Origin of the sequence: Ihubacter sp. rT4E-8, assembly GCF_049852125.1 — a bacterium.
Classification (GTDB): Bacteria; Bacillota; Clostridia; order Peptostreptococcales; family Anaerovoracaceae; genus Senimuribacter.
In genome coordinates this window covers 2847303-2873757 of the sequence record NZ_CP187532.1, presented here as the reverse complement: position 1 = coordinate 2873757, position 26455 = coordinate 2847303, and the positions used below count along the sequence as shown (strand labels likewise).

The window sequence follows — 26455 nt, the reverse complement described above, 5'->3', positions numbered from 1 at the left end:
CAGGGCCTTAAAACCCTTGAAAACACTGGCCTGATTGAGCTAAGTTGCGGACACATCACCCCCTGTTTTGCCGCCTGCGCCGTTTCCGTTCCCGCTCGGATTTTCGTCTGGCGAAGCTGCGGCAATAATCGGAACAATACGCCTGGCTTGTGACCGGAAGGTAAGCCTTTCCGCAGACCGGGCATATTTTCTGCCTGAGAGAAGTATCTTCACCGGTCAGGGAAGATTCCAGCTTTGGCTGCGTAGGCAGCACCGCCGCCCGGAAATAGCGGCAGAACGCGCCGGTCCACCATTTATTCAGCATGTAGCAGGGACAGTCCAGGGGAAGGCAGAGCTTATCCTGGCAGTCATAGTTGGCGCACAAATTCGTCACCAGCCTTCGGACCGCCGCCCGCTCGGATCGTGTCAGTTCCCTTTCCGGCGGGGCGCTCATTTGCGCCCGCCTTTCTTCACCGGAAATTCCAGCTTGAAATTCACATATTTGCCGCCCGTATCATCCAGCACCACAACCGCGTCATAGGTCCGCCCCGTTTTTTCGCTGTAAAGCCCGGACATAGAAACGCGGCCCTCTTTCAGAAGGGCCGCCGCAACGGTTTTTGTCAGGGTTTTCTTCTTGCCGGTTAAGAATTTATTGTCTTTCCAGAGGGCAAAGGAGCAGTCCCGATTTTCACAGAAGAATCCCTTTTTGCCCTCATACACAGTGCCACCGCAGCGGGGACAAGTGCCGACAGCCTCGCGCCGGGTTCCTTTCGCGTCAGGGAACAGGCCGACAAACCGTTCCTCCGGTGCGGTATGTTCTTTGACAAGCGCCCGGCTCATATCGGCGATTCCTTCCATGAAAGTCTCCGCGTTGATCTCGCCGCGCTCCACCTGTTTCAACCGGGATTCCCATTCCGCGGTAAGCAACGGGGATTTGATATTATCCGGCAGGACCGTAATCAGGTTGGTTCCCTTTTCCGTGGGAATGAGCTGTTTTTTCTTTCTCTGCACAAAGCCGGTTGCTACCAGCTTTTCCAGTGTAGCCGCACGGGTGGCCGGGGTGCCTAAGCCCTTGCGCTCTGCATCTTCCGGTGCGTCTGCCGCGCCTGCCGTTTCCATAGCTGCCAACAGGGAATCCTCCGTATAGTGTTTGGGCGGGGAGGTCTTGCCTTCCCGGACGCCTGCTGCCACCGGTTCAAAGGTCTGGCCTTGGGTAAGCTCTGGCAAGGCCGCGTCTGCGGGGTCTGCCTTTTCCGGTTCCGCCTGTTTTAGCCCCATGCGGTAGAGCCGTTCAATTTCCTTCCAACCTGCCTGTAAGACAGTCTTTCCTTTCGCTGTGAAGGAATGGCCCGCACAATCCAGTACCGCCGTGACTGCCTCAAAGCGGTGCGTCTGGCCGGTGGCGCAAAGGAGCTTCATGGCGATCAGCGTCAGCACATCCCGCTCCCCGGAAGGAAGGGCAGACAGATCCGTCCGGGCGATCTCTACGGTGGGAATAATAGCATGGTGGTCGGTGACTTTGCTGCCGTCCGTTACCCGGTCAATATCCGGCTCGCCCAGGCAGCCTTTCCCGAAAGGCATGTTGTCCCGCAGCCATAGGATTAGGGAGGCGGCGGTTGCCTGCATATCCTCGGTCAAATACTGGCTGTCAGTACGGGGATAGGTCGCCAGCTTTTTCTCATAGAGGGATTGCAGGTAATCAAGGGTCTGCTGGGCGGTGTAGCCGTAGATACGGTTACATTCCCGCTGCAAGGTCGTCAGATCATAGAGGTGGGGAGGCTGTACGGTCTTTGTCTGTTTTTCTATCGAAAGGACAGAAGCCGTCTGCCCGTCACATTCCCTGCGAACCGCCTCTGCCGCCTGTTTTTCCGTTTGTCTTTCACCGGAAGCAGTAAAACCGCCGCAAGTGATCTCCGGTACATAGAAGGGCCTGCTGGTAAATGCCTGAATCTCTGCCTCACGCTGCACCAAAAGCGCCAGCGTTGGGGACATAACGCGCCCGACGTTTAAGGTGATGCCGTACAGGACAGAAAACAGCCTGGTCGCGTTGATACCTACCAGCCAGTCCGCACCGGCCCGGCAGACCGCGGCATCATAGAGGCGGTCATAATCCTTACCGGGGCGCAGGTGTTCAAAGCCGTCCCGGATCGCCACATCCTCCATACTGGAAATCCAGAGGCGTTCCATCGGTTTCCTGCATCCGGCGTACTCATAGACCAGACGGAAGATCAGCTCGCCCTCGCGCCCGGCGTCAGTGGCGCACACCACGGAATCCACCCGTTTGTCCTTCATCAGCCGGCACAGGAGGTCAAGCTGTTTCTTCTTGTCCTTCGGCACCTCATATTTCCATTCGTCCGGCAGAATCGGCAGATCACCATAGCGCCATTTGGCATACTGTTCCCCATAGGCTTCAGGCTGCGCCAGTTCCAGAAGATGGCCGACGCACCAGCTCACCAGGTAGCCGCCGCCTTCCAGATAGCCATCCTTTTTCTCATTTGCACCCAATACCGCCGCCAACGCCATAGCGACAGAGGGCTTTTCTGCAATCACTAATTTCATTCGTTATTCCTCCTTTGCATTTCTTCCATCTGCTGATCTTCCTGTTTCCCTGCTTGCAGAAGGCACATGAGTATAACACCCATTACGGTGCCTCCGGTAAAAGTGAATAAGTGTGTCAGTATGTTCCAAATAAGAATCGCCTCCTTTCAGGGCATAAGAAAACGCCCACTAAAAAGTGAGCGTTTCGTTAATATGTTGCTTATTAAATTGCGTTTTGTTTGCATCCACAAACTGGGATTTGTATTCTAATTCAAGTATAAAATCATTACTTCCTGTTGGGCTTTCTTTTTATTCCCAACAGTTTAACGAAATCATCAAACAAAGTTGTATCCGTTGGCTCAAACATCAGCCATTTTCCATCATGATAGGTTTTAGTTTCATCATAAATTTTTTGAACTTCTTTTGAATAGCTATTTCTATCTGCATCGAATTTTAATCGTTCATCTTTCCCTAAGATAATCATAAATCCTACGCAGTTTTCTCTTGCGTACAATGCACAAAGCGTTTTTCCACCACGACGGTATTTATACTCATAAGTCCACGCTTTACCACCGTTGTTCCACAAGCATTCCATATCATACTTTTCATCGATTAAGGTACACAGTTTATTCCATATATCATATAGTGATTGCCCGACTAAAGCAATCATTTCTTCTGCATTCGGTATTTTATCCAGCATACTCGTTTCTCCTTTACAATTTCAAGTTTAAAAATCACTTTTTCTTGATAAGTTTTAGTTTTATATTTCTTCTTTCAGCAATCTTCTGAAGCACCTCTACCACATACAAGCATTGTGCCTTAAATGGTAGTGAGGACAATTCATCATTGGCTTGTATTTGCTTTATCGCTTCTTGCAGCTCCGAAAGTTCTAATAAATTGACAGCCACACAAAAGAATGTCTTTCTACGTCCGTCATTATAGTTAGAAAGCAGGTAAGAAAGAATTTGTGCTTTTTCCTGCTGTTCATGATTATATTGCTCAATGCCTATGTTTTTTGCTCTTTCTAAATCTGCTTTTCGCCGTTTATGCGTGATGAAAGAATCGTAATCATCAATGTGTTGATACTTTTCACATGGATACTTTTCACATTCATAGCAGTATTCTATTTTTCCATGCTCAAGACTGCACCTTGCGATTTTACACGACTGATTCCCTTCACCGCCTCCGCAACCAGGGCAGTTTTTATTCAAGAACATGGGACAAAGCCCGCAATTCAAACCGCAGAGGGAAAATAATTGATTTTGTCGGTTAAATCCTTTCATGGAATCTCCTTTAACAACCTATCTGCAAGCGATTCAAATAAGCTATGATAACACTTAACCCAGCAAAGTGGGAAAATATGCCAAGTTAAAACTCATATCTTGTACCATGCGAGAGCAGCAGGCCATCAGTTAATTCTACACGCAGAATAATGGTGTTTTCATCGTTAAAATCGTTGTGCCCGTTATCTATCCACTCGCAGAATACTTCTCTCAATTTCTGTGCAATCACCTTATTATCTTCTTTGCAAAACCATCCCATATTTGTCCCTTTTCCATGAGCGGTAAACCATTCCCCGCATATTCCGACATTGGGATTTTGGGCTATTTGTTTCATCTTGTTTGATAGTGCATAGGTAATAACATAAAATGCTCCGTTTTCATAGTAGGCATTTACTGTACGTACATTAGGAATATTGCCATCAACAGTGGCAAGGGCTATCAATGTATCACGCCCAAATCTTTCATCCATTATCTGTCTTGCTTTTGGTGAAAATTTTTCATTCATAGGTATTTTCCTCCTTTTGGGGTGTAGAGCAGATAATTTATTTCAATCCCGTTGTATGCTCACAGCAGGAAGAAATATCGCTTTAGTCAAAAAGCTTCTCCTTAAAGCAATTTGGGTTTCCCGTCGGTTTCGCAGTAAGTCTAAACATAACGCAGCCATCAGGACACACAATAGTCTTGGTGTACTTTCCGTCCCCGCCGATATTTTCTAAATCGCCGCCACTCCGGACGGCTTCCATAATGGGGAACATAACCATCATACATTTGGAGCAAATGCCCTGTCCATTTTGATTTACTGGACAACCATAAGTACAAGTGTACTTGTCACCAATTTCTTCACCGTTGCGGCAATACTGTTCTGTATGATCTCCACGCAGAAAGCCTATAACCTCAATTTCCCATTCGTATTCTTCGTCGTACCATTTTTTCATGTTGCACCTCAATAGTTATTGGTATTTTCTCCTGCTTTCAAATTTTTTGCCTTCTCTTGTGCTGCATTACCTAATTTCTCATAGGCATAGATTCCGTCTTTCCAATTTTTCAGATTGCGAAGTCTTGCTCCACGATCACCATGCTCTGGATCATCAAACAGGTCTTTGAGCTTTTGACAGGGCATATCTGAGCATTCTCCGCAATGTTCAAGCCCCTTTTCCATACAGCATTTCGCTTTATCGCACTCGCCCCAAAACATAATTCCTCTATTGGCTTTACAGCCCTTACACCCGATTTTATCCTTCCATTCACACACTCCGCAATATGTACCGCAAAAGGCGATCATCTTTTTATCTATCATCAGGGCCCCTCCTTTATTCCTTAATTTGCTGCTGTTTGTAAATTTCAATCCAACTCCTGTTTACATTTCGGGAAATACGGGGATTTCAAATTTGGATTTGCCTTTCACCCTAATCTCTATGAAGGAAACGCATGGCTCACAGCAGCTTTATCAGTTCATCATGAACATATCCGTTTGTTCCCACTACGCTGCCGCCTTTTCTCGGATCAAGCGGCTTTCCCGTAAAATCAGTTACCTGCCCGCCAGCCTCCTGAATTAAGAGCATACCGGCGGCATAATCCCAGGGATTCAGGTATATCTCGAAATAGCCTCCCTGTCTGCCACAGGCGGTATATGCCAGTTCCAAAGCAGCAGAGCCAATCCTGCGGACATCCTGACACTGACCAAACACCTTACGAAACCGGGCAAAGTTTTCATCGGCCAGCTCTCTTTTTGCCGTACCCAGCCCAATCATCGTGTCTGATAGTTTTTCTGCGTTTGATACATGTATGGGGTGTCCATTTAGGAAGCTGCCCTTTCCCTGAATTGCTGAAAACACTTCTTCACGGAAGGGGTCATATACGATTCCCATAACAATTTCCCCCTGGCGGTAAAGTGCTAAAGATACAACGCTGTGCTGATAGTCGTGCATAAGGTTTGTTGTCCCGTCAACCGGGTCTAAAATCCAAAAGCTGTCCGCTTTTATTTCCTGCAATCCGGTTTCTTCTCCAAGAAATTGAATATCCGGCGCAAGGGCAAATAGTTCCTCTTTTAAGAAATTTTGCACGGCAATATCTACCTGCGTTACATAGTCTGCAAGACCCTTCTCTTTCACATGAGCGGCCATTTCACGGTTTTTTATTAACCCCTGCGTTTTTGTTACTAAACTGATAATTTTTTGAATATCCATATACGTTTCCTCCATCGGTTTCAACCATCTGGTTACAAAACATCGTTACGAAAATAAGGTTTGAAAGAACTCAACAAACTTGAATTTACAACGAAAAAGTCAGTCAAATTGAGTAACCCAACCATCTGAACGATATGCTGTAAAGCACATTTTAACTTGCTCTTCATTGCTCTTCTCTGTCGCTAGCTCTGGCAAATCATTTTCTGGAAAATAGCAATACTCTGTTGTTTCTATATTCTGCTTAAAATGCCCGCCAATCACTGTACACTGAATAAACACTCTGCATACACCGTAAGCATAAACTGGAAGATTGTGTTTTTTCCTATCTTGAATAGCAATAACTCTATCAGCGGTTACCTCCAATCCTGCTTCCTCTTTAACCTCCTTTACCGTATTCTCACCAACAGAAACATTTACATCACACCAACCGCCAGGAAGCGACCATTTTCCATTGTTTTCATGAACAAGAAGTATTTTTCCATCCTTAAAAATAGCGGCACGGGTATCTATTTTAGGTGTTTGATAACCATACTCATTACAGAAAAGCGATTTCACCTTGTCCAAAGGAATATCCGCCATATGCGAAAGAATTTCTGCTGAAATCTCTCTTATGCGCTCATATCGCTCATGATCGTAAATATCTTTTCCATAGGTAAGCCCCGCCTGTGCAAGACTCTGTAGTTCTATAGCCCACTGTAACCATTGTTCATTTCTATCCATGAGTTCACCTCCACAAATCCCGATTTGTTTATTCGTCCATCATGTATTAGCTGTTTAGAAGTTTTGTCAAATCCTCAATAGAAGCATCCATTTTCACAGAAACTTCTTCCATCGTCATACCGGTAGCAAGAAAACGCTTTATCACCATTTTCATATCCTCGCCAACCTCTATGATATGCCCGTCCAGATCATAGAACCGAATCACACGCTGTCCCCAGCTATGCTCAATCACTTCTCCCAGATATTCAATGTCCGGGTACTCTCTGAGTTTATTCAGAAAACCGTCAAAGTCCTGTTCCTCAAAGACAATTTCCGCATTGTTGGATTTGTTTAATACCTTTTCTTTTGGCAGATTTACAAGCCAGTCAAAATCCTGCTGCAATGCCAGTCCGCAGGTAAAGGCGATGTTTCTTCCGTAATCCTGATAGACTTCTAACCCGAATAGATCCTCATAAAACTTTCTTGCGGCGTTGATGTCCGCTACCGATATAAGCATACATACATGTTTCATGCAAATACTCCCTTCAAACTATGGTTTGCCATTTTTTAAATATGATTTTTAATCCCTGTAAAGCCAACCGGATTGTCATTAACCTTCGTGGTTAAAGAGATATTATACCATAGAGCAGCTTGTATCTCTACTTTTTCATACCCGGTTTTGTCCAAGATTTGTCCTGTTTTTGTCCAGGTTTAACCCTAACGGTATTTCCCGCAGTTCTTTCCGAAATTGGTGCGCAAACCGGATTGTCTTAACTGTGCCGCCTTTTTCCCGTCCGTCATATACGGCGATTACACGGTCTGCGTGTTCTACCATATAGCGGTTGCGCTGGGAATAGACATTGGGCCGATATTCTTCCTGGATTACCATGACCTCTGCACAGGCATCCAACAGAGCTTTCGTGTGTTCCTTTTGGCACAGGCTGTCCACCCGTTTCCGATATGGAAGCACTGCGATCAACTTCAAACCTGGATTTTCATTCTGCAGCTCCAGAACGATCTTCGCAAAGTATTGATCCACGCCATCAGCAAAGCCGGACAGAAAAACAGTGAAACCATCGTTTACTGCTTTTTCAATTTCCCGGCGCAGAGCGTCCTTTACATGGGCTGTTTCATCAGCAGGTATATCTCTGTGTCCTGTGACACAACAAGTCTTTCCTTCCATCAAGTTCCTCCAGTTGATAGATTCATTTTTGTGTCTCCCATCATTATAATAGATTTATTTTTTCAAGTCAACGCAAATGCCCTCTTTTATTTTGTGAATAAAAGGGATGTGTGAGGTACAATCTATTACAGAATAGGAGGTGGCGCTGATGTATGAAGAATTCGTCCCGGAACGGCTGGCAAAGCTGAGATTACAAAAGGGTGTATCTGCACGCGACATGTCATTGTCGTTAGGGCAAGCGAACAACTACATCAATAACATTGAAAACAAAAAATCACTTCCTGCCATGCAGTCCTTCTTTTATATCTGCGAATATCTCGGTGTAACGCCGCAGGAATTCTTTGACGAAGAAAATTTTTATCCAGAGACCCTGCAGGAATTTATTGCAGAGGCAAAGAAACTGGATTCCAGATCAATGACGTATATCCTCGGCATTATGAAAGAGCTGAACAGCAAGAAGTAAAGCGGTCACGGAATGGCCGCTTTCTTCTTATTATTTCCTATGCTGTCCTAAATTAAGTCTGGAAACACTCTATATTTATCCTGTTTATGCCCCGGTGCTTCCAAACCCTCCGGTTCCGCGTTCCGTACCCAAATCTGTCACAAAATCCGCAATGACAACAGGCGTAATCACAAGCTGGCCTATCCGCGCCCCTTTGGAAAGAGTCTGTGTTTTGTTGCTTACATTACTGATAATCGCATGGATTTCTCCACGATAGCCGGAATCCACAGGGGGCAGCTCACAAACCAGCCCCTTAACCGCCATGCTGGTGCGTGGAAACACATAGCCTGCATATCCATCAGGTACTTCAATTCCGAATCCGAGTGGAATCTTAGCAATCTCGCCGGGCTGTAGGGTGCAGTCATAAGGCATATACACATCCGCACCGGCATCGTTCCCATGTGGCCGGTAGGGTCTCTGGTCCTCTGGCACGCCAAAATCGATCAGTCTAATCTTCATGGGCGCTGCCTTCCATAAGCAACGGGTAATCCGCCGCCAAAATCTCGCTGGGCGACATGCTGCCCGCAATATTTCTTTTGCAGCTCATTTTCCCCTCCAGGCATTTATCCCTCTGGCAGAAAGGACCGGTAAGATCAGGGGCAAAGAGTACCGGGCTCAATGAAAAAAGCTCCTGCCAGATTTTCAGGAGCACGATCCGGGTTTCGTCCGTATTGCGCCGGCACACCCGCTGACCTATGATATGTTTCCACTGATAGGGTGTGGCGCTGATAATCAGCACATTCCGTAATCCCTGGGGCGTGGCATAGCCCGCCGCGTCGTGCCCGATCCCCACTGCGCACAGTTCTTCGTAACAATCCATATCGGATTTACAGCTTTTCAGATACATTTTCTGAATTGCCTTCGGTGCAGTCAAAATCTCATAGGGTACGGCAAAATCCGTCTGCCCTGTGTAATTGCTGTACTGTAAGGACGCGCTCATAAACTTTACTTCGTTCTGGTGCCTGGTGATCTGCGCCAGGAAACGTCTGCTTGCGCCTACAATGGCAACTGTAATGACCGCGAATTTCTGAACCGTAGGGTGCGGAAGTTTGCTGATCGCCGTTACGGTATCATTGCTGAACGACTTTTCATAAAGCGCCGTCAGGTCCTCCATTGTATTGATCTTATGCCCGCGCTGGGTAAGCCTGGCCGCAAAGACCATATTTTTTTCGGCCTCCGCCACCGCCTGGCAGTTCAAAACCTTTACTTCAATTCTGTTGATTGGTCTGTCCCTCCTTTACAATCGCTTTCAGTAAAAGCAGATAGTTAAGACTGTCTGTGATCTTTTCATCCCATGTGCCGGCATCGAAGCTCACGCCGTCAGCAAAGCACATGTCATACAGGGAAACGATATGCTTTGCCAGCATCCCGGCAAGGGCACGCTCCGGTGTTGTGTGCTGCAAAGCAGCGGCAGCCTTGAAAGCCCCCAGCCGGTCCGTATCATCCCCAGTGTATTCCTTTGTTTTCTTTTGAAGAATTTCCCTGCATAGAGCCACCTGCCCGTCAAAAACGGCATTGACCTCTTTCTGTGTGATAAAGCATCCCTCCTTTTTGAAATAGAAAACCGGCTGCTCCAAGAATACTTAGAACAGCCGGCAAAACAAACGGTATGTAGTTGTTAAAGCATATTGATTTCTTTTTCCAGTTCCCGGACCGCATTTATGACCGCCCCAAAGGTCGGGACATCACCGTAAAGCATATCTTTCATTGACTCATAATCCGCCTCCAGTGCCGCAAAGCGATATTCCGGTGGAATGAGCTTCAATGTGCCAGGCACAGCCTCCGGGTACTTCGCCCATCCTCTCGGATAGAACTTCATTTTGAAGTCCACGACCTTCTTCAGCAGATCGAGCCGGGAAAACGCATCTTCTTTTACAGGGGTCGCAGCCATACGGTAGAGATCATAATAATGCCTGGAATACCGCTGGGGCATTTCCAGATGTTCCGGCCTGTTGGCCTCATGATGCAGGATCGTGGCTTTCTCCCAAAAGGTACGTTCTGGTGCCACAGTCAAAATACTTGTACTTTTCCGCCCAAAGACATTCGGGTAATATTCTGCTGCATACGGAGCAATTTCAGCCGCCGTTGCCGGTGTCCATGCTGCCAAAGCCCCAATCTCTAACCTGATCACCTGTAAGGTACCTGCATTACTGAATAATTTCGGATAGGAAAAAATGACAGTCTGCTTTTCTTCACCATCCATATGAATGTCTGCATCACAGCCAAGTTCCTGAGATAAGCCTTCCTTAATTGCCGGGCAGAAGGTTTCTGCTAAAAAGACTTCCGCCCGTGCATTGGCCTCCTTGTTGAAAGCATCCTGTTTTGTATTGGATCGTTTCTCCCAGGGTTCATCCCTGCCATATCCCAATATGCGCCAGTCCAGAATCAGGTCAATATCTTCGGAAAAACGGCTGATTAGATTAAATGCTTTTGATAAGCTGGTCCCGCCCTTAAATGTAATAGCTTCTTTCCAGGGTGAGCGATGAAAGAGATAATCCAGTGTAAAGCACACCCAAAAATCCTTCTCCACAATCGCATCGTTCAGTCCCATTTTATCTGCTGTGTTTCGGAACAGCCTCCGCTTATCATTATCTGAAAATCTTGCAACCTGTATCATTTCTCTTGTACCTCCCCAGCAATCTGCCGTATCGCATTGTAAACCCAATCCGTAGATTCTGCCGCCTCCCTTAGCATAGCGGCTTTATCGTCCTCATTCAATCGGGAACTAAGCGTCTGAATCGTTTTGGAAGTGACATTTGTTTTCCCCAAAGTTTTCAATGCCTGAACGACGAGTATCGTCATATAGGAAAGTCCGGTGATCTCCTTATTGGTTCTGTGCTTAAATTCCAGCTTTGTGGAGTTCCACTCATAGGTCTTATATGGACCGTCGCTGATATAGGACCATACCGCTGTTACCTGCGTGGAAAGCCCTAACAGGTTCAGCGCCGTATTCCCACAGGGAGCAATCGTCCAATGGTAGTTCCGGGCCAGCGCCTTTGCTACCGCCTCCGGGTCAGCCGCTACATATTCTTTCAGCATTTCGCTGTATTCCGGCTTCTCATAAACACCTTTCAAAATCCGCCGGAGCGTACCTGCCTGTGTAAGCCGGTTCAGGTTCCGTCTTATGGTTTCCGTATCAGCAATATCAGCAAAATCAGAATTGACAAAAACGGTTCCTTCTGCCGCTGTGCCTATTCGCTCTTGAATCTGCCGGGAATATCCATTTGCCACTTTGCTCACCTCCTTTTGTCCCAAATATTATATATTATTCGGGACAAATTTTCAATAGGCTTCGAGAGTTTTGTTTATAGTATTCCCACATAGATCAGAATTTATACAGCAATCTCAAAAAAAGGAAAGAACCACTGCCGGGAAGGGACAGAACTGATACTACTTTTTTGTCCTGAATTTTATATATTATTCAGGACATTTTTAAGCAGAGGGCAGATAAATCCAGTCGTGCATCAGACACACGCTCGGCTCGTCCTCCCTGGGGACCAGCCAATAGGTACATTCCCCGTACACGGTCCGCTTGTCCTCGATCTCCATTCCATACGCCTTGTAGAAACGGTATTCCAGGTTGGAAATGATACACCGCAGCGTTTGCAGCGCCTCCCGCTGGGAGGTCACAATCAGGTCACGGTCCACGCTGCGCTGTAGGAACAGCAGAGACTTATAAAGCTGTACTTCCGTGCGGTAGGGGCGGCAGTCCATTTTTTCCAGCCAGCCGCTAAATGCCACCGGCCCGCTCTGGATCACATCCCGCTCCGGGTGGTAATACTCGTAGCAGTCCAGGTTTGCCGTGTTCAGAAGGTAGAGCATTTCCCGGACTTCATTCTCCGGCATATCATAAAACCGCAGAAGGGAGCGGTACAGGTGCACATAGCCGGGTATTGAAACAATGGTATTTACCATAGAAAAAATCCTCCTTGTAAATGATTGGTGCGGGAGCACATGCCCCCGCACCGGTTTTCATTCTGTTCAGTTGTTTACCTCCACCAGCTTTGCCATGACGATGAAGCGGCTCGCGCCTCCGGGCGTACAGGTGGAAAGGGTCAGCACCTTGTCACTGCTTGTCACCGTGACATCCGTTTCCACAACGGAACGCTCTGCCATAGCGGTAAGCCAGGTCGTATAAGCGCCGTCATCCTTCCAGCTAAGACACCAGGGAGAGGTATCGCTGCCGGATTCGGAAGGCTTCGCCACAAACGCCGTGAAAACCTCACAGAGATAACCGCCCTCCGGGGTCACAAGGTACATCTGCTTATGGGTATCAAAATAGCTCTGCTCGTCATACTCATTCAGGGCAGCGAACATGGAGCCGTCCCGCATGTTATGTCCGTAAATAATGGTGTTCCGGTCAGAAAAATCTGCCTTGTTCTCATAATCCGCGAACAGGCATCCCACCTTATTGTAGGTGCCGTCATACAGGTGGTGCAGGTAATACTCGTTGTCGTCCGTCTGCGTTACCGGGTAATTGATTACCGTATCGGGAAGGTTAAGCCAGCCGATGATGTCCGGCCCGTTCTCCCGGAGCGCGTCAAAGTCTACGGAAGGGAGGACCACATTGGAATCCTCCCTGTCAGTTTCAGCTTCGCCCTCCGTTTCCTCCGGCGCTTCGTTCTGCTCCGGCAACTTCACATTCTCCGCCAGCTCGTCATAGATTCCAGCGCTCTCAGTATATTGGTTCAGGTCACGAACCATAAAAAAACCGCTGCCAAGAGCCAGGATTGCGCAAAGGGAAATCACCGTAATGCCAATGGCTTTTGTTTTCAGAGAAGTTTTGCTGTATTTCCTCTTTTTGAAATAAAGCACCGCGAACACCCCGCCGCCAATCAGAGCCAGCGCCAGAAGGCCACCGTACAGGAAAATGAAATTATCATCCCCGGTCTGAGGAACCGCTTTACCCGGCGTAGTTGGAGAAGAAGGATTAGACGGATTTGTCGGAGTGGTTGGATTTTCTGGTGTTTCTGGTTTCTCCGGCTTTTCATTGAAAAACTGGACCGTAGCTGTCTGATCTGCCTTAATTTCCACCGTGGCCGCATCAGGAATGATATAGTCCTTGCTTGCCCGGTTTGAGATTTCCGTTACCGTGTAAATACCGACCCGTAGCCCCTTGACCTCAATAATGCCAGATTTCGGGGTGGTGAAGGTCTCACAGTAGGAGCCGTCCGCGCTCTTGACCTCAATGGCAAAACCGTCCTTGCGTCCGTCACTGGAATCTTTGGTGATTTTCAGATTGCCGCGGTATGCTTCATTGGTAAAGCCCCGGCCTGCTTCGCCGTTTTCGATCACAACGGTCTGGCCGTCCTCGGTGATTGCAAAGTAATATGCCTTTTCGTCAGGTTGGTAGCCCTCCGGCGCTTTCTTTTCCTTTAGGAAATAGCCCTTAGCCAGAAGATCCTCCGCCGTGTGGAATCCGGCATCTGTTTCTTTCAGGGTGCCGATCAGCGTATCTTCGGCATCCAGCTCTTTATTCCCGTTGGTGTCCTCGTACAGTTCAAATACCGCGCCGGAGAGGAAGCGCAGGAAAGTATTCTCCTTGTCGTTCTCCACAGAAGAAGGTTCATCTACTGCTTCGGTCTTATGGAGCTGTACCCGTCCGCGGATCAGGGTGTCATCCACACGGATGGCGATTGTCTGGCCGTCCACACCGATATAAATATGGTGTTCCTCCGGGCTAACCGTATAGAGCGCGGGAGCAGAGATTTCCTTTACAATCCAGTGGCCGTAAGGGATATTCTCAAAGGCAAAGCTGCCGTCCTCGCCGGTGGTTACGGTAAGCAGCGCGTTTTCTTCGGTAAATTCCTCGGTATCAGGCCAGAACAGGCCCATCACTGCGCCGGCCAGCTTCACATCCTCTCCAACCTCTGTGCTCTCGCCATATTTCACACCGTCAATGCGCCCACGGAGCAAGTCGTTGGGAACAGCCTCGCCCTCATTGACAAGAATCTGTACCAACGCCGCCTCCTGGCCCGCATACTCAAAGACTACCGGATATTTGGTATCGGAAAGCACATAGGCGCTGTTTGTGGTACGCTCCTGCACATAATAGCTGCCAAACGGAAGGTCAGAGGCAAAGCAAGCGTCATAGCCGCCCGCCTCATTTGCGGAAACGGAGACCACTTCCAGAAGCCCGCCTGCCGGGATCACGCTGCCATCTGCCGCCGTCAGGTCAGCGGAAGCATACAGGCCAAAGGAAATATCCTTGTATTCCTCATTCATGCCAAGCCCGAAAAGCTCGTCTGTTTCCAGGGCTTTGAACAGGGCGATATCCACCATCTGGCGCTCATCATACAGCCCCACGGCGGTCTGCGTGATTTCCACGGTCTCGCCCGCATAGGTCAGTTCCGCATATTCCGGCGAGGTGTTTACGACCATGCCAGCCGGCGCCTGCCGTTCCTCCAGGCGGTAGCGGCCCAGGTACAAAAGCCCGCTCTGTGCCGTTCCGTCATCCCCGGTGGTAAGGGTTTCCACAACCGTATCTTTTGCCGCACGCAGCGTACCGTCGCCGGTATAAATATCCTCGTCGGCAATCACATCATAGACCGCGCCGGGCAGCCCCATGACTTCATACACCGGCTGATACAGACCTTCGTTCTCCTGGACGGAAGCGAATACCTCACCGGTCTTAGTGATGGTAAGCTGTCCCTTTTGGGGCATGTTGTACTGCGTGACGGTCACAACCGCCTCGCTGCCGTCAATGGTGAACGGTACGGGCTCACTGGAAAGGACATAACCGTAAGGCGCCGCCACCTCATAAAGTTCATAATCCCCAGTATGCAGAGGTTCCGGCAGCATGAGCCAGCCTTCGTCCGAAACATAGAAGGTATCAAGGGTCTCCGGGTTCGGGTAGAAGATTTCCTGGGTGACAAATTCCCCGGTGGAAAGGTCTTTGATCTGGAAACCCGTGCCGGTCATCGGAATAATGTTCCCGGTTTCGGCGTCGCATTTCTCCACTTTGAGCCTTGCGGTAATGGTGCGGTTATTCAGGATATAGCTGTAGGTCTGGCCGTTTGCGGAAATAAAGACGGTAAAATCAGGAATGAACGCCTTGCCTTCCTCGCCGGCTGTCTGGCGGACCGTATAATGGCCGTAAGGGAGCATTTTGGAGGAAGCAAAGCCGTCGCTGTCCGTGGTGAGCAGGTCGCGCTCGCTTTCCTTTGCCGCGTCATAGCTGCCCGCTGCCTTCAGGTAGATTTCAAAGACAGCGCCAGCCTCCGGGCGCTCGATCACACCCTCATTCGGTTCCCCCGTATTTTCATCTTCGGACACATCCGGGTCCAGATCGTCCGTATGCTTTACAAGCTGGATATTGCCATAGATCACGGTTTCCGTGACCTGGTTCTCCGTGGTGTTCAGTTCCACTTCGTACAGCATCGGGGAAGCACCCACCTCATAGACCGTATCATTCAGGAGATAGCCGGTGCTGGGATCAATTTCCCGTATCGTCCAGCTATCACCACAGACATAGTAGCGGGTCATAAAGCTGCCGTCTGGCCCGGTGGTATAGGTATCTACCAGCTCGCCGCCACAATAAATCCCATAGGTCGCCCCGGCAAGGGTAGCGTCGCCCTGGGCGGTTCCGGTGTCCGCGTCGCTCTTTACCACATGCACCCGGAATTTCTTCAGGATATTGCTGAAATGGACGGAAGAAGTCTGGCCGCTCTCAATGGTGACGTACTGCGCCGAAGGGGTCACGTATCGGTCCACTGGCAGCTCTTTCACCAGATAGGTACCCGGCAACAGTTTTTCCTTGATCTGTCCGTTTTCTCCGGTGGTGACAGTTTCGTTTACTTTATTTCCCAAAATATCCGTGCCGGAAATATGGAAGGAGATGCCGGACACAATGCCGTCCTCGCTGGTCTTGACGATTTTTCCGGTGCCGTAAGTCTCCGTTTTGATCTTTACAAAGAAGGAAACCGGATCACTGGCGCCGGTCATCATGGTCTGATAGCCCGGCCTGCCCCAGATCAGCATGTCATTGGCAACCGGAATATCTTTTCTGAACTCAAAGCTCACCGGGTCCATAATCATGTTTTTGCTGGTGAAGGTGTACTGGTTGCCGTTCCTGCTCACGGTCACGCCGCTGCCGGAAAGCATTTCCAAGTCGATCTTCAGGTTATTGGTGTCCGTAACCGTCAGGGTATAAATCTTCTTTTCTGTGTCCCATTTCAGTTCCAGCTCCGGCGTTTCGCTTTTTTTAGTGGAGGTGAAGGAGGGAACCGTGGAATGGGAAGCAACTTGCGAGAGAATCCAGTTGTAGGCTTTCTCTGCCGGGCGCCCAGCGATTATATTGTAAAACTGATTTGCCGGTGCCTGCCCATTTCCGTGGCGGCTGTACGGGTCGGTACGGAGCTGTTGCTGGTACTCCCACAAAATAACCTGAGTCGCCATTTTGTAGTCATCTGCGTTAATTCCGGAAACCGGCAGAGTTGCGCCGGGTTTCCAACCGTAAATTGTTGTCAGGGTAATTCCGCGTCGGGCGGCAGAAGGAAGCAGCTTCAAATAAGTGCTGTTTTTTCCGCTTTCGGAAGTATAGCCATTATCAGAAGCCTCATAGGGAATCCCACTCTCCACGCAGTAGACAGAATGGGTTACACCGTCCGAATCTGTCATCATATAGTGCTTGTATCGATGGCCGCCGGAACTGGATAAAAATTCCGTGGTTCCGTCTGCATGATAGACCATGAAGATGGTCGGAGCTGGAGAATAATATCCGTTTCCGTCAGAACCGACATAATAATCACCCATCCATGAGCTCGCCTTTTGACCTGGCGACATGGCAAACGCCTGTGTGGGGATTAACCCAAAGACGCATACCGCACAGAGTAAAAATGCCACGATCCTGTGCAGGCCGCGGCGGTGTGTGTTTGTTTTCATATTCACGATAGAAAGACCTCACTTTCATAAAATAGGTAAGGACGGCGCATTACTCGCCGTCCTCATGGGTGCTATCCTCAAAGTCATCCTCGGAGAGATATTCCGACTCGCCGTAAGCCTCGTCCGGGTCAAAGCCCTCCCCGTAGCCGTCGTCCTCGTCAAATTCGTCCTCGTCCTCCGCCTGCTGCTTCGGGCGCACGATCTTCACATAGTAGCCGACGCCTCCGACTGCAAGCAGGGCAACGATGATAAAGATGATCGTGCCGACGCTGCCGGTATCTTTCTTCGGCTGTTCCGGTTCAGCCGGTTCCTCCGGCTCTGCCGGCTTTTCTTTCCCGATGCAGCCGTTTAAGTCATTCTTGCAGACCGAGCAGCCGGTATTGACTTTTCCGGCCTCACATTTCTCCGTACAGGTGCAGACATCCGCAGCCGGGATCACGCTCACGCTGCCGTCGCCCTTTTCCGCCAGGGCCATCAGGTCCGCCTCGGTAACGCCATTCAGGAAATATACGTTGTTGTCGTCACGCTTGCCGTCGATGATAAGATAGAATACATTCCCGGCCTCGGTGGTAATGGTGTAAAACTGTTTATCCCCATCCTCGCCGGTGGCGCTGTCCAGCACGGTCCCGGTCCCCTCCGGGGTAAAAGCGCCATCCGGGACGGAGGAAGTGGTGGGCTCCGGTGTGTCGGAAGGACTACCATTGGAATTTCCTGTATTGCCGGAGCTGCCGCCCTGGGAGCTTGTGCCTCCCGAAACTGTTCCCATGTTGGAACTGCCGGAATTGCCGCTTTGGGTGCCAGTGCCCGTACTGCCGGAAGAAGCCGCCTGGGTCTGCGCTGGTTTCGTTACCGGTGTGCTGCCCTGGCTCTGCTGCGTGGGTGCAGCCGGTTTTTCCGTGGGCGCCGGTTCCTTATAATAGGGATTGTCAAACTTCACGGTATCAGAACGGTTCCCGGCATAATCCACCGCATAAACGCTCACTTTTTCATCCGTGCCGGCATAATCCTTCAGCGAGACAGAGGCTTTTCCGTCCACAAGGGAATTTACACGGGTCTTGTCGATATAGACCGCCTCCACGCCGGAATTGTCGTCGCTGCTCTCGATCTTTACGGTTTCCCCATCCAGCACCGCCGTAAGCGTGGGCGGCGTGGTGTCCTTGCCCTTGGTGGCAAAAGCCGTCATGGGTAAGGTCATGGCGCCTATGAGAAAGACAAGCGCCACAAGGAGAGAGATTCGTTTAGTCCTCATGCACTTCCTCCTGTTCCTGCGGCAAAGGTTCCTGTGCGGACGCCATCTGCCGCGTTTTTAAGAATTCGGCCAATTCCTGGGGCGTCAGGTGGTAGCTGCGGGCCACCGCCACAAAGTCAGTGTTCTCCAGCTCCGTTTTCTGTTTCTCCAAATCCCGGAGCCTGGCCTGCTGCTCCGCAATCTTCGCCTTGGTCTTTTCAATGTCTTTTGCCAGTTTTTCAATTTTAGGGTTCAATTTGTTACCTCCATTCTGTTAAGGCAGACGGCCAAAGGTGTAGAAGTGGCTCTGCCAGTAACTTGTATTGATATTTGCGTAAGAGATCGGGTCCCCACAGTGGATCATCATTCCGTTACCCACATAGATTCCCACATGGCTTGCGCCGCTGGTGTTATAGGTTCCCTGGAAGAAAATCAGGTCGCCGGGCCTTGCGTCCGCGCTCGATACAGGCGTACACACGCCCAGAAGCCCGTCCGCGGTAAGCCGCCCGAAGTTCCAGCCGGTATGGTTGACTACCCAGGAAACGAAGCCCGAACAGTCAAAGGAAGTGGAAGGGCTTGCGCCGCCCCACACATACGGATAGCCTAAGTATTTCTCCGCCTCCGCGATCATGGCTGCGAACTGTTCATCCGCAAGGGCCTCCGGTGGAATATCGTAATCAAAGTAGCTGCCGCCACCGCCCGCGCCAATGTCTGGCAGACCGGTACTGCTGGTGTCGCCGGTATCTGCAAAATACAGCGGGTTCAAATACTGCCCGTCCACCAATACCTCCAGGTGCAGGTGCGGCCCGGTGGAATTGCCGGTGCTGCCGACCTTTGCGATCACATCCCCGGCTTTTACTTCCTGGCCCACAGACACAAGAATCTGTGAACAGTGACCGTATTTGGTGGTAAGGGTATGCCCCTCGTAAGCCTCGCCTTCAATGGCGACACACAGGCCGTAGCCGCCCGCGTTTCCTGCCAGCGTGACTGTTCCGTCATGGCCGGCTAAGATTTCCGTGCCCTGGGCCATGCCGATGTCAACGCCGGTATGGTAGTTCTTTTCTCCGCTGATGGGGTGTACCCGGTAGCCGTAGTAGCTGGTGACATAGGGCAGCCAGTTTGTCCCAAAGACATTTTTCACATACTGCCGATTGCCTTTGGTCTGCAATAGAATCTCACAGATTTCTTTCTGCTCGGCGCTCATGCGCTGCACCACCAGGTTTGCAAGCGGCGTGGCCGTGAGCTTTACATTTAAGATGTGCCACTCATAAGGTACTTCTTCCTCGGTTTCCTCGCCGGTGTCCGGGTCAACATGGGTCTCTGTCCGGTAGCGGATCTCCGTTTTCTCCGTAAAGGTAAGGGAATACTGCTCATTGAAAAGCTGCCCCAGGACGCCTTCGATCTGCTCATAGGTAAAATTCTGATAGGCAGAAGTGAGATAGCCCATCAGGATATAGGGGTCATGCTCGATAGCGCCGATGTTATAGCGGTACTCGTCATAACCGGGCCGGTCTGTTTCCACACGGTCTATTTCCATTTGCAGGTCTGTTTCCCACTCGGTATAGATAAGCTCCGCGTTGTTGATGTCCTGGTCCTCCGCCAGATAGGTAGAGGCGGCGATACTTCCCAAGCCCCCGATCCCGATATTGGAAAACGAGGAAAACAGCGAAGTAATGAGAAAGACCACCAAAAGCAACAGGACGAGAATGCCGCAGATAACCGGGTGGCGCTTGACAGCGTTTACTACCGAGGCAGCAATTTTCTCTGTCGTAACGGCTGCGTCCTTTGCCCGCTTTCCAGTTTTCTGTGCCTCCCTTGCGGCTTTGGCATACCGGCGTTTCAGTTTTTGCTTCTGCCACATCCGGGCAAGGAGGTTTTTCTTTAACTCCGGGTGATCCGAAAGGGTCTGCCGGTAGGCAAGCTGCGCGTTAGCCCTCGCTGATTTCTGCTGCAGCTTTGTCACCCGGCGGTAAGGCGCTGTTTTATGGCGGTGATACAGGGTGCGCGCCCCGGCCTCACCCACAAGCTCGGTGCGGTGGGCGGCTTTCACGCCAACATTTTCTTCCTCCGCCTGATAGATTTTCTTATGCGCGTAACCGACTGCCGTATTTGCTGCTGCCTTTACCGGGCGCATTGGAAGGGAGCCCTTTACATGGACCCGCTGGGATTTTACTTCCTGCTCAAATTTCAGCCGTTTTTTTGCTTTGCCGGTCTCCGGATCGGAAGTCGTCTCCATCCGCAGCTTTTTCCGGGAAGGCAGACGCGCCTCGGCATCCTTCAGCTTTTTTTCCACTCGCTCGGCCCTGCGCCTCGCCTGGGTCAGCTTTTTATCCGCCGCCTCCGGCGGCAGCTCGTCAGCGGTAAATTCCAGCTTGGAAGGCCGTTTTGGTTCCCCTTCGGCTGCTCCCGGCTGTTTTTCCTGGGGTTCCTCGGCCTTTGCCGCCTCCTGGAAACGCTGCTGATATTTGTTGCCGTGCTGGTGCATCCGGCGTCTGCCCGGTGTTTCCCCGGCATTTGTACTGCCGGTCTCCGAAGCAGAGAAAGCCTCCGAACTGCCGGAACCGGACAACTGCTGGCTGCCATGACGGGAAAAATCTGCATCCTGGCGTTGAAACCTGCCGGAATCCTGCTGCCTGCTTTCGTGTAAGCTGTCACGCCCGGAAAAATCCGATCCGTTCTGCTGTGGAGCGCCGCGGCTGTCCTGAACAGAATCCCCGGACGCCTGCCGGGAAGCAGGATAATCCTCACTGGAATCCGCTGCCGGAATTGTGCTGTCCTCCGAAGCTTCTTGATACAGGTTCCGCCCTTTATGGCGGTTATCTTCCTGCAAAGGAGCGTCACGGGCACGACGCAGATCAAAATCCTGGCTGCGCACCTCGCCGGCCCGGACATCATTTTCTGTTTTCCTCGCCGGTTGCCGTGCCGCATCATCTTTGGGCCGTCTGAATTCTTTATCACGGGACATATCCATCACCTCCAGTCTGAATTATCTTTGTTGGTCTGCCGGCGCTCATGCGCCTGCCACTTCATCCGGCCTTGTGGTAAGGACCGAATACAAAAGGGTGTCCTTCGGGAAGTGATCGACAAATGGAATAATCACGTTGCCGAAAAACAAAAGGCCCTCGCCGGGGCCGGAATGGGTCACATAGGAAAGCTGGTGGGGCGAAATGCCTAACTGCTTCGCCAAAATCTGCCGATCTCCCTGAGCCTGGTTGAGCATGTAGATAAAATCTGAGTTCTCAAAAATGTTCTCGATCTCCCTGGAAGCCAGCAGGTCCTTCACATTCTGAGTTAAGCCGCTCGGAATCCCTCCCCATTTTCTAAACCTTTTCCAAATTTCGACGCTAAAACTCCCTGTCTGGCCTTTCAGGAGAAGGTGAAATTCATCTATATAGAACCAGGTCGTCTTATGTTTGGAGCGGTTGGCCGTAACACGGTTCCAGACTGCATCCTGCATGATTAAAAGACCGATCTCTTTCAGGGCCTTACCCAAAGACTTTAACTGGAAGCACAGTACCCGGTGTTTATTCATGTCAATGTTAGAACGGTGGTTAAATACATTTAAGGAACCGTTGACGTAGATTTCCAGCGCCGTGGCGATATTCTGTGCCTCCGGCTCGCTCTGTTTGCGAAGGAGGTCGTACAGGTCCCCCAGGATCGGCATGTTTTCCGGGCGCGGGTCCTGCAAATAGTCCCGGTACACAAGCCTTGTGCAGCGGTCAATGATCGTCTTTTCAATGGGAGAAAGCCCTTCCTTGCCGCCGATGATAAGGTCACACAAAGACAGAATAAAATCACTTTTCAGGGTGATCGGGTTTTCATCGTCCGAATAGTCCAGGTTAATGTCCATCGGATTGATGTAATTGGTGGAGTTAGGGGAAATGTCTATGACCTGCCCCTGGGCTCCAAACTGCTTTACCAAAGGCCCATACTCATTTTCCGGGTCTGCTATGATAACGTCGTCCTCCGTCAGAAGAAACACATTGACGATCTCACGCTTGGCAGAGAAAGACTTGCCGCTGCCGGGCGTCCCCAGGAACAGACCGTTGGGATTTTTCAGGTTTTTGCGGTTCGCCATAATCAGATTATTGCTAAGGGCATTGAGACCGTAATACAAAGCCTCGCCCTCCTGGAACAGCTCGCAGGTGGTAAACGGCACGAAAATAGCCGTGCTGCTGGTGGTAAGCCCACGCTCAATCTCGATCTGGTTCTGTCCCAGGCATAAGGAGGACATAAGGCCCTGCTCCTGCTGGAAGTCCAGACGTTTCAGGGCACAGTTGTATTTCTGCGCCACACCAGAAGCGGCGAAAATATCGTTAAACAGCTTTTGGCGCTTCGGGGCGATATTCTCCACCAGCACCGTCACAAGGAACATCCTTTCATTCCTGCTCTGCAAATCCTGCAAGAGATTTTTTGCTTCTTCGCCATAAGTGGCAAGGTCGGTAGGTATGATGTCCATGTCATAGCCGGAGCGGACCGCTTTTTTCTGTTCCTCAATCGTCATTTTCTGCAAATCAGACATCTTGCGTTTGATGTTCTTGATCGCCTGGGCCTGGTCGATAGACTGGATATGAAGGTTCACCGTTACGGCATCATTCAAATCCAGAAGGTCGGCAAGCAGCCGGTCCGTCAGCTCCGGGGCCAAAATCTGCAAGAAGGACACCGCGCCGGAATGGTCGCCCACCCGGAAGGTCTTACCGTCCTGAGAGAAGGAGAGGCCGGAAGGGGTGATAAAGTCCTTTGTGGAAAGCCCGGTTTTCGGCAAATCCGACCAGTTAAAATGAAACTTTTCCTGACCGTCCGGGTGGAGCTGGCTGTGCAAAAGCTCCAGGCGTTCCAGCCCGTTCAGGGGCCTTGCCTGCGCGCCCAGGGCCTTGAAGTTCCCCAGCACATCCGTTTCGATCCGTTCCAGACGCATTTTCGCCGTGCGAAGGTCCTCCGCCTCAATCCCGAAAGTGATATACTTCCGCTTGGTAAGGCCGTTATTGCCTTTTTGGAGCTGGTTCTTGAGCATATCCGCGTACTCCCTGCGGATTCCGTCATACTCGTCGCCGCGGGTAGGAATATCTATGCTCCGAACAAAATCCTGCATATTGGCCCGCTGGTTGATGAAGGTAAGCTGCACATGGATCGAGGCGTCAAAGTAATTGAGAAAATCGCAGTAGCCCTCAAAAATCTGCGCTTTGTCATCCGCCTGCGCAAGCTGGTAGTTAATATCAAAGAACTGCACCGTCTTGGTGTAATAATTGCCGCTTACACGGCAGATACCGTCCCGGTACATTTCCTTATAGGGAATACTCTGCTGGACCGTCTGCGGGGCGTCCGCTTTCAGCCCGGAAAAAAAGCCGGGCTTTTTCTTCGGCCCAGCAGGAGAGGCAGTTTTACTTCCTGCCTTTCTTGCTTCGGCGCGGTTTTTTTTGGCCTGCTTTACGTTTCTTTGCAGACGTTTTTCCTGCGCCTCCTGCTGTTTGGTTTTTGGCAATCTGTGATACCTCCTTTTTGGATATAGATTTATAGAGATTTTCCGTCCGGTAAGGGCGGTTCTTCGGCCAGAGCTTATAGCGGAGCCGGTTCCTCAGCAGCTTTTCCGCCGGCTGCCCGTCCTTCTCATACATGGCAAAGAAGAAAAAGGGCATCATCAGGGCGATCATAAGAAGCACCGCCGCCGAATTGCCAATGGTGCCGCGGGTAAAGAAATATACCGGCAGCCCCACCAACGCGGCCAGACTGAAACAAATAAGCTGGCGCTTTGTCAGGCCAGCGGCAACTTTGGTCTTGACTTTGGTTAAGTCTTTGGGTACGGGTACATAAGGCATTTCATTGTCACCTCCGATCTACAGAATGTCTTATACACGCTGCGGCATCGTGATACTGCAATCCACTTCATTGCCCCACACATCCCAGCCGGGCGTCTGCTGCCTGGCAAAAAGCTCCACCCTGGGCTGATCGCCCATGAGTTTTACGATCTTGTCCCGCACTTCATCGGGCTTCTTGCTGTGCTGCTCAATGCGTGAGACCACAAACTGATGGATTCCCGCGCACTGGCGTTTCGGGTGCCCGCGCGTTGCCAGCAGGCACACCTCCGCGTTAGAGCGGGTCCAGAAACCCATCCCATAAAACCAGCTATCGGCTTTCCGGTTCTGCTTCAGCCACAGAAACGCCAGGGTCTTATACTGGAAGCCCCATGCCTCAATCACCCGGAACGCCTCATTGAGCTGCGGGAAGGTGGCCCATAGAAAAAGCGCACTGTCTTTGGCCGCAAGGTCTGCAACCGGCAGTGCGCATATTTCTTCAATGCTCATAGTGGGGTAATGGTTTTCCGCCACGCCTTTGCCGCGCTTCATGTCATAGCGCCAAGGCGGGTCCGCGTACACAATGCCATATTTTCCGGCCTCCGGCATCAGCGGACCTGCTCACTCTTGGCAGGTGCGGGCTTTGCCGGCTGCGTCTTGACTTTCCCGGTATTTTCTTTCAGGGCACCGGTCAGGGAAGGCTTTTCCGCCGCGCCCCTGGTCGCTTCAAGGGTAGCCTGCAAATTTTCAATCGCCTGGCCGTACCCTTCAATCAGGGCATCGTTGAGCTGCCTGCGGAAATCCGCCGTCACCGGCCAGCAGACATCCCTCCATTTTCCCTGCTTATCCTGAGTGGAAGGCATGTTGACATACAGACCGTTTTCGCCGGAGCAGATACGGAAGCCGTCGATCTTGAAGCAGTCGCCAATCGTCACGTTGGCAAAGGCCAAGAGGTTCCCCATCGGGGCAATCGGGCGCACGGTTACATCCAGCTTCAAGCCTTCGGACACCTGAGTTTCCGGCTGCATGGGTTCAGTGTTGGTTTTACTCATAATGAAAGTTCCTCCTTGTTAAAATGTAGTTGTTACCCGCTAATGCGAGTTAAAAATACTTTTTGATAACGAGCCCGTCTTAAAGAGGGCGAAGGCCAGCAGGACGGTATATCCCGCCGTGCCCCAGATCGCACCGTGAATATCGCCGGATGAGGGGATTGACTGGACCAGCACCGCGTAGATTGCGACGCATACCAGGATTAAGAACCCCTGAAATCCCAGAGCAAACAGGGAACGAAGGTAGTTCGTCCCCATCTGTCCCCATTCACGGTTTGCCATTGTGGAAAACGGTATGGGTGCCAGACTGACCGTAAGATATATCTCAATCATACGGCCATACACAATGACGAAGATCACGATGGACAGTACCCACATGCACAGGTTGATGATATTGGTTTCCAGCCACAGACCAATCAGCTCCCACATCCCCATTGCTTCAAGCTGCGTTTCCAGGTCAGCCAAAGCCGCTGTGACATCCAGATTTCCGTTTATTACGCCGGCGCTCTGCGATACCACATGTTGGGCGACATCAAACACCGCCATGACAATCGTAAAGCAGTTGGTGAGCAGGTAGGTGGCTACAAAGGTCTTGAAAATCCACTTGAAGATGTTGAACGTATCAAAATCGTGCATGTTGTTCTTCTCCAAAATCATCTGAATCAGCTCATATACCAGCACAAAGGTCAGAATAATGCCCGCAATGGGAATGACAACGGTTTCAGAAAGATTCTGGATCATACTGAACACGCCGCCATTCCAGCCCTGCGGGGTCTGTCCGACCTGCCCGGCCACATCCGCAACCTGATTGTTTACCGATTCAAAAATACTGGTGTACTGCCCGGTGATTGCTTCGATCAGGCCCTCTTTGATCCAGTCTGTTATCCAGTCAAACAGACTGCCCATCGGCTATTAACCGAACAGGCCGGACAGGAGCGGAATCAGCGTGGCACCCACCAGGGCGATACCGCCGCCCGCCATAAGCTGTTTCATTCCCTGTGATTTTGCCCCAGGATTGTCATTTCCATATCCTTCCAGAAGGTTGATGACACCCCATGCGCCGAGACCCGCGCCCAGAGCAATCACGAGAATTTTCAAAGTGTCAATCGCACTTGCGAAAAATGCCATAAAAT

Annotated in this window: 29 protein-coding genes; 1 reads left to right on the top strand and 28 read right to left on the bottom strand. The window is 50.5% G+C overall.

The genetic code is table 11. From position 1 onward, the window contains the following. Positions 1-55: 55 nt before the first annotated feature. The 12 genes from ACPW7J_RS14275 to ACPW7J_RS14220 form a co-directional block, all read right to left on the bottom strand. The gene (locus ACPW7J_RS14275) at positions 56-433 is read right to left on the bottom strand and encodes a cysteine-rich VLP protein (RefSeq protein WP_425755674.1); all 378 of its coding nucleotides are present in this window, start codon (positions 431-433) and stop codon (positions 56-58) included. Next, the gene (locus tag ACPW7J_RS14270; protein WP_425755672.1) at positions 430-2538 is read right to left on the bottom strand and encodes a DNA topoisomerase 3; all 2109 of its coding nucleotides are present in this window, start codon (positions 2536-2538) and stop codon (positions 430-432) included. The genes ACPW7J_RS14275 and ACPW7J_RS14270 overlap by 4 nt, the downstream gene beginning before the upstream one ends. Then, positions 2535-2621, bottom strand: coding sequence for a DUF3789 domain-containing protein (locus ACPW7J_RS14265; protein ID WP_425757533.1), 87 nt, complete (start codon positions 2619-2621; stop codon positions 2535-2537). The genes ACPW7J_RS14270 and ACPW7J_RS14265 overlap by 4 nt, the downstream gene beginning before the upstream one ends. A gap of 182 nt (positions 2622-2803) precedes the next feature. Beyond that, positions 2804-3217: a DUF3788 domain-containing protein gene (locus ACPW7J_RS14260; protein ID WP_425755670.1), complete on the bottom strand. Its 414-nt coding sequence runs from the start codon at positions 3215-3217 to the stop codon at positions 2804-2806. 34 nt (positions 3218-3251) lie between these two features. After that, the gene (locus ACPW7J_RS14255; RefSeq protein WP_425755668.1) at positions 3252-3800 is read right to left on the bottom strand and encodes a DUF3795 domain-containing protein; all 549 of its coding nucleotides are present in this window, start codon (positions 3798-3800) and stop codon (positions 3252-3254) included. Positions 3801-3885: 85 nt separating this feature from the next. Continuing rightward, the gene (locus ACPW7J_RS14250; RefSeq protein ID WP_425755666.1) at positions 3886-4305 is read right to left on the bottom strand and encodes a pyridoxamine 5'-phosphate oxidase family protein; all 420 of its coding nucleotides are present in this window, start codon (positions 4303-4305) and stop codon (positions 3886-3888) included. 82 nt (positions 4306-4387) lie between these two features. Then, complete coding sequence (locus tag ACPW7J_RS14245; protein ID WP_425755665.1) at positions 4388-4735, bottom strand: TIGR04076 family protein; 348 nt, start codon at positions 4733-4735, stop codon at positions 4388-4390. Positions 4736-4743: 8 nt separating this feature from the next. Then, the gene (locus ACPW7J_RS14240) at positions 4744-5097 is read right to left on the bottom strand and encodes a DUF3795 domain-containing protein (protein ID WP_425755663.1); all 354 of its coding nucleotides are present in this window, start codon (positions 5095-5097) and stop codon (positions 4744-4746) included. Positions 5098-5233: 136 nt separating this feature from the next. Next, on the bottom strand, positions 5234-5986 hold the full coding sequence (locus tag ACPW7J_RS14235) for an inositol monophosphatase family protein (protein ID WP_425755662.1): 753 nt from the start codon (positions 5984-5986) through the stop codon (positions 5234-5236). A gap of 99 nt (positions 5987-6085) precedes the next feature. Continuing rightward, positions 6086-6706 (bottom strand): NUDIX hydrolase N-terminal domain-containing protein, encoded by a 621-nt coding sequence (locus ACPW7J_RS14230; RefSeq protein ID WP_425755660.1) that lies wholly within the window; start codon positions 6704-6706, stop codon positions 6086-6088. Between the two features lie 46 nt (positions 6707-6752). After that, entirely contained in the window at positions 6753-7217 is a 465-nt protein-coding gene (locus ACPW7J_RS14225) for a VOC family protein (protein ID WP_425755658.1), read from the bottom strand. A gap of 135 nt (positions 7218-7352) precedes the next feature. Then, the gene (locus ACPW7J_RS14220) at positions 7353-7868 is read right to left on the bottom strand and encodes an SLOG family protein (protein ID WP_425755656.1); all 516 of its coding nucleotides are present in this window, start codon (positions 7866-7868) and stop codon (positions 7353-7355) included. Between the two features lie 148 nt (positions 7869-8016). Between ACPW7J_RS14220 and ACPW7J_RS14215 the strand changes: the two genes are divergently transcribed. Then, positions 8017-8331 carry a helix-turn-helix domain-containing protein gene (locus tag ACPW7J_RS14215; protein WP_425755654.1) on the top strand — a complete coding sequence of 105 codons (315 nt, stop codon included), beginning with the start codon at positions 8017-8019 and terminating at the stop codon, positions 8329-8331. Between the two features lie 84 nt (positions 8332-8415). Here ACPW7J_RS14215 and ACPW7J_RS14210 read toward each other — a convergent pair whose 3' ends face one another. The 16 genes from ACPW7J_RS14210 to ACPW7J_RS14135 form a co-directional block, all read right to left on the bottom strand. After that, positions 8416-8829: a dUTP diphosphatase gene (locus tag ACPW7J_RS14210; RefSeq protein WP_425755653.1), complete on the bottom strand. Its 414-nt coding sequence runs from the start codon at positions 8827-8829 to the stop codon at positions 8416-8418. Next, positions 8819-9532, bottom strand: coding sequence for an FAD-dependent thymidylate synthase (locus ACPW7J_RS14205; protein WP_425755651.1), 714 nt, complete (start codon positions 9530-9532; stop codon positions 8819-8821). Before ACPW7J_RS14205 ends, ACPW7J_RS14210 begins: the two co-directional genes overlap by 11 nt. 46 nt (positions 9533-9578) lie before the next feature. Continuing rightward, complete coding sequence (locus tag ACPW7J_RS14200; RefSeq protein WP_425755649.1) at positions 9579-9947, bottom strand: hypothetical protein; 369 nt, start codon at positions 9945-9947, stop codon at positions 9579-9581. Between the two features lie 41 nt (positions 9948-9988). Then, entirely contained in the window at positions 9989-10987 is a 999-nt protein-coding gene (locus ACPW7J_RS14195) for a nucleotidyl transferase AbiEii/AbiGii toxin family protein (RefSeq protein ID WP_425755647.1), read from the bottom strand. Further along, complete coding sequence (locus ACPW7J_RS14190; RefSeq protein WP_425755645.1) at positions 10984-11601, bottom strand: DUF6088 family protein; 618 nt, start codon at positions 11599-11601, stop codon at positions 10984-10986. Before ACPW7J_RS14190 ends, ACPW7J_RS14195 begins: the two co-directional genes overlap by 4 nt. A gap of 201 nt (positions 11602-11802) precedes the next feature. Beyond that, entirely contained in the window at positions 11803-12285 is a 483-nt protein-coding gene (locus ACPW7J_RS14185; RefSeq protein WP_425755644.1) for a hypothetical protein, read from the bottom strand. 66 nt (positions 12286-12351) lie between these two features. Beyond that, a complete protein-coding gene (gene srtB / locus ACPW7J_RS14180) occupies positions 12352-17124 on the bottom strand; it encodes a class B sortase (RefSeq protein WP_425755642.1) in 4773 nt (1590 codons plus the stop codon). Between the two features lie 178 nt (positions 17125-17302). Then, positions 17303-18502, bottom strand: coding sequence for a DUF4366 domain-containing protein (locus ACPW7J_RS14175; RefSeq protein ID WP_425755640.1), 1200 nt, complete (start codon positions 18500-18502; stop codon positions 17303-17305). Beyond that, complete coding sequence (locus ACPW7J_RS14170) at positions 18492-18737, bottom strand: DUF4315 family protein (RefSeq protein ID WP_130848983.1); 246 nt, start codon at positions 18735-18737, stop codon at positions 18492-18494. Before ACPW7J_RS14170 ends, ACPW7J_RS14175 begins: the two co-directional genes overlap by 11 nt. Before the next feature lie 18 nt (positions 18738-18755). Then, positions 18756-21446, bottom strand: coding sequence for a CD1108 family mobile element protein (locus ACPW7J_RS14165; protein ID WP_425755638.1), 2691 nt, complete (start codon positions 21444-21446; stop codon positions 18756-18758). 45 nt (positions 21447-21491) lie between these two features. Next, positions 21492-23963: a VirB4-like conjugal transfer ATPase, CD1110 family gene (locus ACPW7J_RS14160; RefSeq protein WP_425755636.1), complete on the bottom strand. Its 2472-nt coding sequence runs from the start codon at positions 23961-23963 to the stop codon at positions 21492-21494. Next, positions 23863-24297, bottom strand: a complete 435-nt coding sequence (locus ACPW7J_RS14155; RefSeq protein ID WP_425755634.1) for a PrgI family protein — start codon at positions 24295-24297, stop codon at positions 23863-23865. The genes ACPW7J_RS14160 and ACPW7J_RS14155 overlap by 101 nt, the downstream gene beginning before the upstream one ends. A 30-nt stretch (positions 24298-24327) precedes the next feature. Further along, entirely contained in the window at positions 24328-24882 is a 555-nt protein-coding gene (locus ACPW7J_RS14150) for an MT-A70 family methyltransferase (protein WP_425755632.1), read from the bottom strand. Then, positions 24882-25325: a septation protein SpoVG family protein gene (locus ACPW7J_RS14145; RefSeq protein WP_425755630.1), complete on the bottom strand. Its 444-nt coding sequence runs from the start codon at positions 25323-25325 to the stop codon at positions 24882-24884. Before ACPW7J_RS14145 ends, ACPW7J_RS14150 begins: the two co-directional genes overlap by 1 nt. A gap of 39 nt (positions 25326-25364) precedes the next feature. After that, positions 25365-26228, bottom strand: a complete 864-nt coding sequence (locus ACPW7J_RS14140) for a VirB6/TrbL-like conjugal transfer protein, CD1112 family (RefSeq protein WP_425755628.1) — start codon at positions 26226-26228, stop codon at positions 25365-25367. Positions 26229-26234: 6 nt separating this feature from the next. Next, on the bottom strand, positions 26235-26450 hold the full coding sequence (locus tag ACPW7J_RS14135; RefSeq protein ID WP_006861290.1) for a Maff2 family mobile element protein: 216 nt from the start codon (positions 26448-26450) through the stop codon (positions 26235-26237). Positions 26451-26455: the final 5 nt, after the last annotated feature.

Excerpts from the sequence above, each read along its gene's own strand:
- ACPW7J_RS14275 (WP_425755674.1), bottom strand. The coding sequence starts at position 433 with ATGAGCGCCCCGCCGGAAAGGGAACTGACACGATCCGAGCGGGCGGCG.
- ACPW7J_RS14270 (WP_425755672.1), bottom strand. The coding sequence starts at position 2,538 with ATGAAATTAGTGATTGCAGAAAAGCCCTCTGTCGCTATGGCGTTGGCG.
- ACPW7J_RS14265 (WP_425757533.1), bottom strand. The coding sequence starts at position 2,621 with ATGGGTGTTATACTCATGTGCCTTCTGCAAGCAGGGAAACAGGAAGAT.
- ACPW7J_RS14260 (WP_425755670.1), bottom strand. The coding sequence starts at position 3,217 with ATGCTGGATAAAATACCGAATGCAGAAGAAATGATTGCTTTAGTCGGG.
- ACPW7J_RS14255 (WP_425755668.1), bottom strand. The coding sequence starts at position 3,800 with ATGAAAGGATTTAACCGACAAAATCAATTATTTTCCCTCTGCGGTTTG.
- ACPW7J_RS14250 (WP_425755666.1), bottom strand. The coding sequence starts at position 4,305 with ATGAATGAAAAATTTTCACCAAAAGCAAGACAGATAATGGATGAAAGA.
- ACPW7J_RS14245 (WP_425755665.1), bottom strand. The coding sequence starts at position 4,735 with ATGAAAAAATGGTACGACGAAGAATACGAATGGGAAATTGAGGTTATA.
- ACPW7J_RS14240 (WP_425755663.1), bottom strand. The coding sequence starts at position 5,097 with ATGATAGATAAAAAGATGATCGCCTTTTGCGGTACATATTGCGGAGTG.
- ACPW7J_RS14235 (WP_425755662.1), bottom strand. The coding sequence starts at position 5,986 with ATGGATATTCAAAAAATTATCAGTTTAGTAACAAAAACGCAGGGGTTA.
- ACPW7J_RS14230 (WP_425755660.1), bottom strand. The coding sequence starts at position 6,706 with ATGGATAGAAATGAACAATGGTTACAGTGGGCTATAGAACTACAGAGT.
- ACPW7J_RS14225 (WP_425755658.1), bottom strand. The coding sequence starts at position 7,217 with ATGAAACATGTATGTATGCTTATATCGGTAGCGGACATCAACGCCGCA.
- ACPW7J_RS14220 (WP_425755656.1), bottom strand. The coding sequence starts at position 7,868 with ATGGAAGGAAAGACTTGTTGTGTCACAGGACACAGAGATATACCTGCT.
- ACPW7J_RS14215 (WP_425755654.1), top strand. The coding sequence starts at position 8,017 with ATGTATGAAGAATTCGTCCCGGAACGGCTGGCAAAGCTGAGATTACAA.
- ACPW7J_RS14210 (WP_425755653.1), bottom strand. The coding sequence starts at position 8,829 with ATGAAGATTAGACTGATCGATTTTGGCGTGCCAGAGGACCAGAGACCC.
- ACPW7J_RS14205 (WP_425755651.1), bottom strand. The coding sequence starts at position 9,532 with ATGGTCTTTGCGGCCAGGCTTACCCAGCGCGGGCATAAGATCAATACA.
- ACPW7J_RS14195 (WP_425755647.1), bottom strand. The coding sequence starts at position 10,987 with ATGATACAGGTTGCAAGATTTTCAGATAATGATAAGCGGAGGCTGTTC.
- ACPW7J_RS14185 (WP_425755644.1), bottom strand. The coding sequence starts at position 12,285 with ATGGTAAATACCATTGTTTCAATACCCGGCTATGTGCACCTGTACCGC.
- srtB (WP_425755642.1), bottom strand. The coding sequence starts at position 17,124 with ATGGGTGATTATTATGTCGGTTCTGACGGAAACGGATATTATTCTCCA.
- ACPW7J_RS14175 (WP_425755640.1), bottom strand. The coding sequence starts at position 18,502 with ATGAGGACTAAACGAATCTCTCTCCTTGTGGCGCTTGTCTTTCTCATA.
- ACPW7J_RS14165 (WP_425755638.1), bottom strand. The coding sequence starts at position 21,446 with ATGTCCCGTGATAAAGAATTCAGACGGCCCAAAGATGATGCGGCACGG.
- ACPW7J_RS14155 (WP_425755634.1), bottom strand. The coding sequence starts at position 24,297 with ATGCCTTATGTACCCGTACCCAAAGACTTAACCAAAGTCAAGACCAAA.
- ACPW7J_RS14150 (WP_425755632.1), bottom strand. The coding sequence starts at position 24,882 with ATGCCGGAGGCCGGAAAATATGGCATTGTGTACGCGGACCCGCCTTGG.
- ACPW7J_RS14145 (WP_425755630.1), bottom strand. The coding sequence starts at position 25,325 with ATGAGTAAAACCAACACTGAACCCATGCAGCCGGAAACTCAGGTGTCC.
- ACPW7J_RS14140 (WP_425755628.1), bottom strand. The coding sequence starts at position 26,228 with ATGGGCAGTCTGTTTGACTGGATAACAGACTGGATCAAAGAGGGCCTG.
- ACPW7J_RS14135 (WP_006861290.1), bottom strand. The coding sequence starts at position 26,450 with ATGGCATTTTTCGCAAGTGCGATTGACACTTTGAAAATTCTCGTGATT.